Here is a 12391-nt window from a genome sequence, read left to right as displayed (position 1 = left end):
TATGGAAACCTTTTTTCGATACAACTGGATCGTGCGTGAACAGTGGTATGCATGGTGTGCAGACCTGCCGCCAGAAGAATTACTTCGACCGCGTATAGGTGGTGTGGGAAGTATCCTGAAGACTTTTTTTCATATCATTGATGTGGAGTGGAGCTGGCTTCAACTGTTACAAGGAAAACCGGATACTGCGGAGGATTTTGCAAACTACCAGACGCTCGAAGCTGTTCGTGAGCTGGACCATAAGCTACATCAAGATGTGGAAGCATTTGTTTTATTGTGGGAGCCGAGTATGGAAAAGAGAACTTACATCGACCGCCGAACCGACGAACACGTGCATATCGATGCTTGGGGCGAAGTTATACGTCATGTAATTGCACATGAAATTCATCATATAGGGCAGTTATCTGTATGGGCAAGAGAACTTGGCCGAGAGCCCGTATCTGCTAATGTTATAGGCAAAGGATTGATTGAACCTAACCATGATGAAGGGCCGTGAGGTGAGTACAAGTGATACAACTTAGCAGTATCCGCTGGGTTCAACTGGATGAAGCGATTCGGCAGGGAATAGGTCAGGAGCATCGGATGATCCCGCTTAAGCCTGGATTGGAAGCGGATGTTATGCGTGTTGAACTTCATGATCAGCTATACGTACTGAAAATCTGGAATAAGGACTCACACCCGGATATTAGAAAACAATATCAGTTGTTGCACGAGCTGAGTCAAAGCGGGATTCAGGTTTCCAAGCCATATGGCTGGGGAACAGATGAACATCAGAATCAAGTGCTACTAACAAGTTACGATGGTGTGCCGGTTACCCGGCTAGATCATGGAATATTAAGACGGCTTGCTCAGACTTTAAATGATATCCACCAGCATCCAATCCGTGTTAAACAGCCGCAAACGAAAGAAGCAAAACAAGATTACATTCCTCATTACAATTTTATCGACTATTTTTTTCCTCAGCTGGCTAAGCACCGAGATATCCATCACATTGTTCATGACTTAATGAAACGTGTAAAGATCAGACAGGATCACTTCATTCATGGTGACTACAACCTAGGAAATATCGTAGAGATGGATGGAAAATACACCGTTATAGACTGGACCAACGGACAGTACGGAGACCCGAGATATGATGCGGCATGGTCTGTTTTTCTAATCACCATCTATAACGGAAGAGAGTTGGGAATGTTTTATCAGGCCGAATTACGAGCGGCTGCCGGCAATACGCTGGACGAGGAGGAGGGGTTTGAAGCATTGGCCTGGTTACGCTGGGTGTTGCTCTCGCGCGAAGGCGATGTTCCGAGAAATGCAGAAGTCATGCGGCGAGTGTTTGATGTAGCTACTCATAACCCTTACCTCCAAGCAGACTTGTTGTAAATGAAATATCCTCCCTATAGAATTTTTTCTTAAAGTCCTAAAATTACGATTTGGTATTCGAAATATCTTTTTAAGGTGGCCTACAAGCCTGTCCTAAACTCATATTTTCTGCATACCTATGGTAGTAGAGGAGTGTGATAAATAATGGAACAGAAGGTGCAGGCTTACTTTGAACTAAAACAGCAGCAGAAAGAGATCGAACAACAGTTATCTGTATTGAGAGATGAGATTGTGGCGTACTGTGCGCAGCAAGGGGTGTATGAGACCGAAGTAGGCGGATATAAGGTGAAAACGGTGCTCCAGCACCGCAAGGAATATGACGATCAGAAGCTATATGCATCCCTGCCCGACCCGGAGATTTGGAGGCTGCTGTCCAAGGTGGACAGCCATAAGCTGAAAAGCCTGATCAAGCTTAATGTACTCTCTGAAGAACAAGTCAGCCCGGCATGTACAGTGAAGCAAGTGACTTTGCTACAGATAGACAAGTTATAACGTATATTGCCTGTATTTCTTCTTTTTGTGCTGAAATTGGTAGAATTTCAGGGGGGAGAAGGTTTATTTTGTTCAGGGAAAGCGCATTCATTTTACGTTATGATGAAGAAATAAATCTGCGAGGAGGAACCAGGATGTCTACCGAAATTCCGTCCCTACATACTGCTTATGCCGATGCGTTCAAAATAGGTGCAGCAGTACATACAAGAATGCTACAATCCGAAGGGGAATTTATTGCGAAGCACTATAATAGTGTTACTGCGGAGAATCAGATGAAGTTTGAAGAAGTTCATCCGCGAGAACATGAATATACGTTTGAGGCAGCAGATGAGATTGTTGATTTTGCAGTGGGCCGTGCGATAGGTGTACGTGGTCACACGTTGGTATGGCACAACCAGACGCCGGCATGGGTGTTTGAGGATGCTTCCGGCGGACCGGCTTCGAGGGAACTGATGTTGTCCCGCTTGAAGCAGCATATCGATACCGTTGTTGGCCGTTACAAAGGACAGATCTACGCATGGGATGTGGTAAACGAGGCGATCGAAGACAAGACTGACGTGATCATGCGAGATACAAAATGGTTGCGATTGCTGGGAGAAGATTACCTGGCACAGGCATTCCATATGGCTCATGAAGCTGATCCTGATGCATTGCTGTTTTACAACGATTACAACGAGACTAATCCGGTCAAACGGGAGAAAATATACAATCTAGTAAAATCACTGCTGGATCAAGGGGTTCCGGTTCATGGTATTGGAATGCAGGGTCATTGGAATATTCATGGACCGTCCATAGAAGAGATCCGTGAAGCCATTGAACGTTATGCTTCACTGGATGTGCAGCTTCACGTCACTGAATTGGATGTATCTGTGTTTCAACATGATGATACGCGAACTGATCTGACAGAGCCAACGTCTGAGATGATGGAGCTTCAGGAGAAACGGTATGAGGAGATTTTCAAGCTGTTCCGGGAGTATCAATCCAATATTACTTCTGTAACATTCTGGGGTGCGGCTGATCATTATACGTGGTTGGATCATTTCCCGGTACGTGGCCGCAAAAACTGGCCATTTGTGTTCGATACCAAGCAGCAACCGAAGGATTCATTTTGGCGCATTCTCGGGCAAAAGTAAGAAGAAAGCTAAGGCAAAATTTCAGGCTCAATTTAAATATACGTTTAAGCTAAGCATACAGCGCTCTGCTGAGTGTTTCGGAATTACAGCCTTACATGCGGACCCCATAAAAAGGGTTAAGCCTGTAAGGCTTTTTTGAAGTATCTTATATATAGAGCAGATTTATTCGAATAATAGCATTGTCACATGGACGGTACGATGCCATACTGGAGAAAAAAAGGGGAAATGGCAGGTGAATCCAATGTACAAGGTCATTGTAGCAGATGATGAGCCGTTTATGCTGGAAGGCTGGAAAACGATGATCGATTGGCAAGGCTGCGGATATGAGTTGTGTGGAACTGCGACCGATGGAGAAGAAGCACTGGAACTGATCAATCATGTAAATCCGGATTTGGTGGTAACCGATATCCAGATGCCTGTGCTTGATGGACTGGGGTTGATCCGAACCATGCGTGAAGAGTTAAAATATGATTCCCAGATCGTGATCGTAACAGGGTATTCCGAGTTTGGTTATGCACAGCAGGCGATACGATATCGGGTGAATGAATATGTGCTCAAACCTTTGGTGCCAGAAGAAATTCACGAGTTATTACGGAACCTGATCGTACCGCTGGATACCCAGCGGCAGGAAATAGAGATCAAGCTTGCGGAAGAGCAATATCACGCCATGGAGATGCTGGACTCAACTACGGATGACGACGGCATGTTGGATGAGGCGGATCTGGAGAAAATGGCATCGCGGGCACGGCAGTTTATCGCGTTAATCGAGGCAGGAGATGTAACAGGCGTTGCTCGCATTGTTGATGATATGCTACAGGAGATACAAGAATCTCGGGCCGCGATGATCTGGGCTCAAAGCGCAGTCAGATACATCCATGGAGAACTACTACGCAGATATAGCATGATCGGAGCAGATCAGACTCTTCTCCAAGTGCGAACCTGGCATCATACAGAGAGTTGGTTCATGGGGGACTTGAAGAAATTGTTTATTCGGATTACGGAAACGTTTGCTTCAATGGCTCAGGCTGATCCAGGTTCCAGTGGTCTGGTGGCAGAGGCTGTCCAGTATCTGAAGGAGCATTATCGTACCAAAATCAAGCTGCAGCAGCTCGCTAATCACATTCATGTCAACTCGGCTTATCTAGGTCAGCAGTTCAAGCGTGAGATGGGAGTCAGCTTCAGTGAATATGTTCATCGTCTTCGTATTGAAGAGGCACGCAGGATGCTCCGCCGAACCAATATGAAAATCTCAGATATTGCATTTGAATTGGGCTATCATGATGCGGAGTATTTTACAGAAAAATTTAAAGCGCTTACAGGTGAGCTTCCATCTCTATATAAAAACAACAACCAAGGGTGATTATGTGCATAAGAAGAAGAGGACTTTTCATACGGTAAACGACATCCCCCTTCGATATAAATTTCTGCTGATCTATGTGGTCAGTATTCTGCTACCGATTATTGCGATTAATCTGTTTTTCTATCAACGAACATCTGCAGATATCAAAGTACGGGAACAGGAAAATCTGCGCAAATCGATTGATAGAGCCGCAGGAGAATTGGTTGGTATGATTGATGAGAGCGTGGCGCTAAGCCGTATGATTGCCGCCGATGATTCCTTATATGAAGCTCTGGATCGTACCTACGCGTCACCTGTGGATTATTACAACGAATATCATGTTTTCCTGCGTGACAAATTGACACGGTATATGTCGGCCAATATTTTGGAAGTCCGAATTTATACGGATAACGATACCATTCAGACCGGTAGTCACTACATCGTCATGAAGGACAAAACGACGTCGTTGCCGGGCATGGAGCAGTTAAATCAAGCAAACGGCGATATTTTAGTTATTGATTACGAAGAACAGTCTGGATTTAGCCGCGGGAAGCGAATTAGTGTCATTGGAAAAATGAAGACATTTACTTCATATGCTACCTACGCGAAGTATTCCAAAATTGATCTCGAAGTGAATCGCATTTACAGCATCCTTAATCGGGAGACAAACAGCCTGCAGCTCAGACTTGTGGACGGAAATAGCCGTCCGGTCGTTTCCAGTGCACGCTTCCCGGCAGAGGGATGGTCTTCCGATGCGAAGTCCGAATATATCATGGAGAAGTCACTTGGTAATCTGGCTTATCTGGACGGCTGGAAGCTGATCGGTGTTGCGGATACGCGGCATGTGGATCAGTTGTTGGACGAAGCGCGTAATTCCATTTTGTGGCTGGCGATTATCAGTGTCATCGTACCATCGGTGCTCATTTACTTTATTTTGCGTTCGTACCACTACCGTATCCGTAAATTGTCAAGGCATATGGAGAAAGTGCGGAATGAACGTTTTGACCTGATCGAGATCCAGGAAGGTCGGGACGAGATTGGCGGGTTAATTCGCACGTTTAATATGATGATCAGCAAAATCCATTCCCTGATTAACGACGTATACAAACTGGAGATCAGGCACAAGGATCTGGAACTGGATCAAGTCCGAACGGAGTTATCTATGCTCCAGAGCCAGATGAATCCACATTTTCTGTTTAATACACTGAACGCATTACTCGTCGTAAGCACTAAAAACGGCTATACCGAAGTATCTGAGATTATTAAAAGCTTATCTTTACTCATGAGACAGTTGCTCAGCAGATCAGACAACTTGATCCCACTCGAAGAGGAGTTACAATTCACAACACTTTATCTTCAAATTGAGAAGTTCAGATTCGGAGAGTTGTTTGATTATACTCTGGATATTGATCCAAAGGCTGCGGGCAAACGTATTCCGCGTATGAGTATTCAGCCGCTGGTGGAGAATGCGTGCAAACATGGATTGCAAGCACGCAAAAATGGGCGATTAATTCATATTACCGCAAAGCTAGGTGAATCCGGACTGGTTATTCGGGTTATCGATAACGGGATCGGGATGGAGCAGGATAAACTGCGGCAATTAATACAGGACGTACGCTCGGATCAGGCGAAGGACGGTTCACATGTGGGCATTCGTAATGTCTATCGCCGCCTGGAATTATTTTATGAAGGGGATGCAACGTTCACGATTCGCAGTGAGAAGGGCAGCGGTACGGAAGCCGGATTTCATATTCCGACAGATAGACTGTGACTGATGAACAAAGGGGGACAGCAAGATGTATAAAGTTCTATTGGTGGATGATGAGCCGTTTGCGATTGAAGGCCTGCAGTTGTTAATTGATTGGCGAAAATTCGGTTTTGAAATTAACGGTGTGTGTACGAATGGAGAAGAGGCAGTCGAAGCGATCCGTACGAGTAAACCTGATCTGGTTGTCACGGATATTCATATGCCAGCGATGAACGGACTGGAATTGATTGAAGAGGCACGCCGTCTGGGGCACGATTCCACAATGTTTGTCATTACAAGTGGCTACAGCGATTTTAATTACGCGAGGCAGGCTATTCGTCTTGGCGTCAGTAATTACTTAACCAAACCTGTGGATACGATGGAAGCGGACGATATGCTGGAGCGACTGGCGCAGGAGTTGAAGGAGAAGCAAGAGCGTGAAGTTGTTCGTGAACAGGCCAAAGTACAGGAAACACGGCATGTTTTGGCTACACTGGTTACCGGACAGGAAGTTGAGGATGCAGAACAGATGGCTCACGATATCGCTCATTTGTATGAGCAAGCTCAGAAGTGGACGTATGTGAAAGTGAGATTTCAGCGTGCTGATTCTGGTCAGATTCGCTCGGTGATTCATGAGACCGTAAGCCGTGAACCGTGCTGTTATGTGGTGGAAAATGAACAGGATGCCTGCGGTATTGTCTGGGGTGAAGTGTCCTCAGAGTTAGAAACATGGCAAGGAAGAGATCATCGGGATTTTGCGGAAAGGTTGTTGTCTGACTTAAATGAATTTGTTCCAGACGGAGTTCAGTTTGCCGTAGGTTTGCCTGTGCAGCAACCGGAAGCCTTATCTCTTTCCAGAAGTATGGCTGTCGAGACGGAGCGTTTTTTGTTTTTGCACCAAGGGAATTTGCTATTCGCCGAAGATCTTCAGGAACAACGTCTAAGATTTAATCCCGAATCTCTCTGTGAAGTGGATCTCATTATGGAGCATCTGGAGAACGGTTCGCCAGAACAATTAAGTCTGTCGATTAGAGAAGCATTCCATCAATTTGTAATGAACAAGACTGCACCTGAATTTGTGCACATATTCATGACCCAGATTTTATTCCGCGGTTTTTCTCTATGCAAGGAGCTTGGAGGAGAAACGAAGGATCTGTTGCTGGATACAGCCTTTCATTCCGATGACCGGTATCACTGGAACATCGAAAAATCAGCGAGTATGATGGAAAAGTTTTGCTTGAAGTGTCAAGCTGTGGCATCATCTCTACGTCAAAAACAGCTTGGCGGAACACAGGCGATGGTAGCTGAATACTTGCAAGCGCATTTTAGAGAGACCTTTACCATTAAGGAGCTTGCCGAGCGATTCTTCATGCATCCTGTGCATCTGGGCCAATCTTTTATGCGCAAATATGGCAAGGGTGTTCTGGACATGGTACATGATCTTAGGATAGAGGAAGCGATGAGACTGCTCAGAGATTCAGACGATGCTTCATGTGCGATTGCAGAGCAGGTTGGTTATAAGAGTTACCAGCATTTCCTGAAACAGTTCGAGCGGAGAACAGGGCTGAAACCGGCTGAGTATCGCCTTAAGCATGCTAATTAGAGCACATATAAGGAGGTATGATCCGGTTCAAGACCTCCTGCAATTAAGGGGGGGAGATGCTTAAATCTGTTTATTTTGAAACCGCATACATTTCCTCATAATGAAATCAGTAAGGCAAACCACTTCCAAGGAGGCGCAATACATGGGGGGATTGAAGAAAAAGAAACTTTGGGGTTCCGTTTCTCTTGTTCTGGCACTAACTCTGGCACTGGCAGGATGCAGTGGAGAAGAGGCCAAAACGACGACACCCGATGGTAAGGAAGTATTAAACATCTCGGCATTTATTGGTACACCAAATCAGGCACCGGCAGCGGATAACCGCATCTACAAAAAGATTGAAGATGAGCTGGGTGTCAAACTAAACATGGAGTTTCTGGTCGGTGACTTGCAACAGAAGCTAGGTGTTATGGTTGCGGGTGGAGAATACCCGGATCTGATTACAGCAGATACCAAACTGGTTGCGGCTGGCGCGGTTATTCCACTGGAGGATCTGATCGAGCAACATGCTCCAAATCTCAAAAAGCATTACGCAAAAGACTGGGAACGGATGAAAGATTCCAGTGATGGACATATCTACTGGTTGCCAAACTACGGTGTATACACGGGTGAGTTCATCAGTAACTACTATTCCGGTCCTGCGTTCTGGATTCAAAAGCAGGTACTGAAAGAAGCCGGATATCCAACACCGAAAACACTTGATGAGTATATGAAACTGATTCGTGATTATACTGCAAAACATCCAACAACAGCGGATGGACAGCCAACGATTGGTTTCACAACTTTGGCTTCCGACTGGAGAACCTTCCCACTGCTCAATCCGCCAGAGCACTTGACAGGTCATCCGAATGATGGCGGGGTTGTGGTTGATGATAAAGGTGTTGCAAGCGTATTCGCGGATAAAGATATTTCGAAAAGATATTATAAAGAGCTGAACAGTCTCTATAATGAAGGACTGCTTGATAAAGAAGCTTTCGTTCAGAACTATGACCAGTATCTGGCTAAAATCTCATCTGGACGCGTTGTCGGTATGTTTGACCAGCACTGGAACTTCCAGCAAGGTGAAGATCCACTCGTAGCTCAGAACAAAATTGGTGAAACGTATGTTGGTTTCCCACTTGTATATGACACAAGCATCAAGGATCACTACCTGGATCGTCCGGTTATCAACTTGAACAACGGTTTTGGTATCAGTAAAGATGCTAAAGATCCTGTTGCAATCCTGAAATTCCTGGATAAGTTGATGGATGAAAAGTACCAAAAGTTGCTGTCTTGGGGTGAAGAGGGCGTAGACTACATGGTTAACGATAAAGGCAGATTCTATCGTACACCTGAACAACGTCTTCAGCAGGAAGACCCGGCATGGAAACTGGCTAACAAAGCAGAAGGTTTCTACGGTGCAGCACCGAAAATGGAAGGTACTTTCTCGGATGGCAACGCGATTGGTGCAACCAATCAGCCTGAAGAATTCTATGATGGGTTGAAAAAAGAGGATAAAGAATTGCTGGATGCATACGGTTTCAAAACATGGAGTGATTTCTTCTCTCCTGCACCTGAAAACCCAGTGTATTATCCAGCATGGCAAGTGGACTTGAAAGAAGGTTCAGATGCTTCGGTAGCCAACAAACAAATGACCGATACATCGCTGAAGTACTTGCCTAGAGCGATCATGTCCAATTCAGATCAATTTGATTCGATCTGGAGCGAGTATGTGGACGCTTACAAGAAAATCAACGTGAAAGCGTATGAAGACCGAATCAATGAGCAATTACAATGGCGGATTCAGAACTGGACCGTGAAATAAATAAAAGCGGTTGTTGAATTAGCTCGGAAGGTGTCAGGTGCATGGATGTAAATCATGCCTTGTGCCTTCTGAGCAATTCATCCCCAAATCCGCTGTACGTTGATAGGAGGAGTGAAAGATGGCGAATACGCCGGGAGCCATACAGGAAAAATCTGCTCCAACCGTTGTGACCAAGACGCCTCTGATGAAGCGCCTGCGCAGTCAAAAACAACTGATGTTTATGTCTCTGCCCATCGTCGCTTATATTTTGGTTTTCTCGTATTATCCGATCTGGGGCTGGGTTATGGCGTTCCAGAATTACAGTCCAGCGAAGAAATTCTCGCAACAGGAGTGGGTCGGACTTAAGCACTTCAAGTTTCTGCTTACGGACGACGCGTTTCTGAACGTGCTTCGCAATACGATCGCGATGAGCTTAATTAACATGATTCTTGGCTTCGTGACAGCCATTGTTTTTGCGATTTTGCTGAATGAAATCAAACACAAGCTGTACAAGCGCACGATTCAAACGATCTCATATCTGCCTCACTTCCTGTCATGGATCATCGTTACGGGCATTGTAGCCAGCTCGTTATCGGTTGATGGCGGGATTGTGAACGTGGTGCTGATGAAGCTGGGATTCATTAAAGAACCGATCATGTGGCTCAGCGTTCCAGAGTATTTCTGGGGTATTGTCGGTGCATCACACGTGTGGAAAGAAGTCGGCTGGAATGCAATCATCTATCTGGCTGCGATCACTTCCATTGACCCTTCACTCTATGAAGCGGCTGAGATTGATGGAGCTAACCGGTATAAAAAAATGTTGTATGTTACGTTGCCTGGCATCAAGTCCATCGTCATTATCTTGTTGATTATGAACATGGGATGGATTCTGGAAGCTGGATTCGAAGTCCAGTACTTGCTTGGAAATGGTGTCGTTGTTGACTGGTCTCAGACCATTGACATCTTTGTCTTGAAATACGGGCTACAGATCGGTAACTATTCACTAGCTACCGCAGCCGGTATATTCAAAACGGTCGTAAGTATTACCCTGATATTTGCGGCTAACTCAATATCCAAACGATTCGGTGAAGACCGATTAATATGAGGAGGACACATCGATGGGAATAAACAAATCTCGAGTTGAGCCGATTGTCTTCCACACATTTAACGGCTTGCTGATGATCTTTATTGCAGTAGTAACCTTATATCCATTTTTGAACACACTGGCTATTTCTTTTAATGCGGGTAACGATACGATTCGGGGCGGAATCTATCTGTTGCCGAGGGAGTGGACTACCCAAAACTACAAAGCTGTATTTGCGGGTGGAACCATATTCGCGGCTTTTGGGGTCTCGGTTGCCAGAACTGTACTAGGTACTGTTCTCAGCTTGTTCCTCACTTCCATGCTGGCATATACGCTGAGCCGCAAAGACTATATTCTGCGCAAACCGATCACGATTATCGTTGTATTGACCATGTATTTCAGTGCAGGTCTCATTCCAACATACTTCCTGATCAAAGATTTGCACTTGCTTAACAACTTCCTGGTATACATCATTCCGGGTCTGATCAGTGCGTTTAATATGATCGTTATTCGGACGTATATCCAGACGTTGCCTGAAGGATTGATTGAGTCAGCCAAGATTGATGGTGCCGGCGATTTCAGAACGTTTATGTCGATCATTTTACCGTTGTGTCAGCCTGTACTTGCAACGGTCGCGTTGTTCATTGCGGTAGGGCAATGGAACTCTTGGTTTGATACGTTCCTGTACGCTTCATCCAAGCAAAACCTGAGTACGTTGCAGTACGAGTTGATGAAACTGCTGTCCTCTTCTATGAATACCAACAGCAGTGCTGCGGTATCCAGCGGGGCTGATATGGGGCAAGCGCGTAACATGGTTACGCCGATATCGATCCGGGCAGCGATCACTATTGTTGCAGCATTGCCAATCCTGGTCGTGTATCCGTTCTTGCAAAAGTACTTTGTACACGGATTGCAACTGGGTAGTGTGAAGGAATAGTAAGAAGCAGCAACGATGAGTTATCATCGTTAGGAAACGAATTATAGTAGAATCTAAAGAAGTCGGCCAAATGAGGTCGGCTTTTTTGTTTGGTATACGCATGTATAAGCAATATGAGAAGAAAATGACATCCAAACATTTGCTGTATATGTTATTATTTTCAATAATACAGTGTAATCTTGCGAGTCAGCGGTTCAATGGAATGAAGATCGAGCCGAAACGATATATCTTGAAGAGTTATAAATTGAATTCAAGATGGAGTTGAATAAGATGGAAAGTATCCGTAATAATGCGTTAACGTTTATCGGAAATTTCGCAATGGCCTATTTTATTTTCGGAGAGGGAAGGGTCGTTAAACCGCTGATATTTGCGTTCTGGATGTTTATCTTAATGATGGGGATAGACTGGTATAAACGTAGAGGGAGTCATACGCTGAATTAGCATATGGTACCATGGAGCCGGTCCCGGCAGAGGATTGGCTATTTGGTGTACAATTTTGGAGAGGAGGTGCTGGATTGCTGTCACGACCGTTTTCGCTGGATTCATTCCGATGCTGGATGCAACGTAAACAGGAACAACTGCAGGTGCTCCAGATCTCTACGGAAGAGAGAAAAGGAAGTCCTGAAAATGAGAAGGAGTGTACTCCCGATCCTTTCATTGGATATGTTCATGAATCGGAGAGAGCTATGGGGCAGGTCACGATATGGGCCTCTCGGCAGATGGAGTTTGAGGTAATAAACATCGACACAGAAGAACGTTTATTGTGGACGTATGTTGAGCAGATTGAAGAACAAGACGCAATTTTCGAAACGATGTTGAAGCCTTACTTCGGCGCGTTGCAGTCTGGAGTTAAAGCCTAACAAAGCTTGTCGGAATTGTGTATTGAAGACAGAATG

The 12391-nt window shown here is 45.1% G+C and carries 12 protein-coding genes; all 12 read left to right on the top strand.

Going from position 1 to position 12391, the window contains the following annotated elements:
• The first annotated feature begins 1 nt into the window (after nucleotide 1).
• Nucleotides 2-496, top strand: a complete 495-nt coding sequence (locus MHI38_RS09095) for a DinB family protein (protein WP_154887663.1) — start codon at nucleotides 2-4, stop codon at nucleotides 494-496.
• 11 nt (nucleotides 497-507) lie between these two features.
• The gene (locus MHI38_RS09090) at nucleotides 508-1380 is read left to right on the top strand and encodes a phosphotransferase (RefSeq protein ID WP_154887665.1); all 873 of its coding nucleotides are present in this window, start codon (nucleotides 508-510) and stop codon (nucleotides 1378-1380) included.
• A 144-nt stretch (nucleotides 1381-1524) separates the two neighbouring features.
• The gene (locus MHI38_RS09085) at nucleotides 1525-1872 is read left to right on the top strand and encodes a hypothetical protein (RefSeq protein WP_154887667.1); all 348 of its coding nucleotides are present in this window, start codon (nucleotides 1525-1527) and stop codon (nucleotides 1870-1872) included.
• A 134-nt stretch (nucleotides 1873-2006) separates the two neighbouring features.
• Entirely contained in the window at nucleotides 2007-3005 is a 999-nt protein-coding gene (locus MHI38_RS09080) for an endo-1,4-beta-xylanase (protein WP_090915353.1), read from the top strand.
• A gap of 241 nt (nucleotides 3006-3246) precedes the next feature.
• On the top strand, nucleotides 3247-4365 hold the full coding sequence (locus tag MHI38_RS09075) for a response regulator transcription factor (RefSeq protein WP_090915695.1): 1119 nt from the start codon (nucleotides 3247-3249) through the stop codon (nucleotides 4363-4365).
• Nucleotides 4366-4369: 4 nt separating this feature from the next.
• Entirely contained in the window at nucleotides 4370-6115 is a 1746-nt protein-coding gene (locus tag MHI38_RS09070; protein ID WP_244159176.1) for a sensor histidine kinase, read from the top strand.
• Nucleotides 6116-6140: 25 nt separating this feature from the next.
• Nucleotides 6141-7694, top strand: coding sequence for a response regulator transcription factor (locus MHI38_RS09065; RefSeq protein ID WP_154887669.1), 1554 nt, complete (start codon nucleotides 6141-6143; stop codon nucleotides 7692-7694).
• A gap of 142 nt (nucleotides 7695-7836) precedes the next feature.
• On the top strand, nucleotides 7837-9495 hold the full coding sequence (locus MHI38_RS09060) for an ABC transporter substrate-binding protein (RefSeq protein WP_154887671.1): 1659 nt from the start codon (nucleotides 7837-7839) through the stop codon (nucleotides 9493-9495).
• Nucleotides 9496-9679: 184 nt separating this feature from the next.
• Nucleotides 9680-10579 (top strand): ABC transporter permease, encoded by a 900-nt coding sequence (locus MHI38_RS09055; protein ID WP_090915693.1) that lies wholly within the window; start codon nucleotides 9680-9682, stop codon nucleotides 10577-10579.
• Between the two features lie 13 nt (nucleotides 10580-10592).
• Nucleotides 10593-11495, top strand: coding sequence for a carbohydrate ABC transporter permease (locus MHI38_RS09050; RefSeq protein WP_090915344.1), 903 nt, complete (start codon nucleotides 10593-10595; stop codon nucleotides 11493-11495).
• 270 nt (nucleotides 11496-11765) lie between these two features.
• Nucleotides 11766-11936 (top strand): hypothetical protein, encoded by a 171-nt coding sequence (locus MHI38_RS09045; protein ID WP_186809601.1) that lies wholly within the window; start codon nucleotides 11766-11768, stop codon nucleotides 11934-11936.
• A gap of 11 nt (nucleotides 11937-11947) precedes the next feature.
• Entirely contained in the window at nucleotides 11948-12355 is a 408-nt protein-coding gene (locus MHI38_RS09040) for a hypothetical protein (RefSeq protein ID WP_341181201.1), read from the top strand.
• Nucleotides 12356-12391: the final 36 nt, after the last annotated feature.

It is taken from the genome of Paenibacillus sp. FSL K6-1558 (assembly GCF_038002565.1).
Lineage (GTDB): Bacteria > Bacillota > Bacilli > Paenibacillales > Paenibacillaceae > Paenibacillus > Paenibacillus polysaccharolyticus.
Note: the sequence above shows the minus strand (reverse complement) of the source record. Positions and strands in the feature narration are given on the sequence as shown.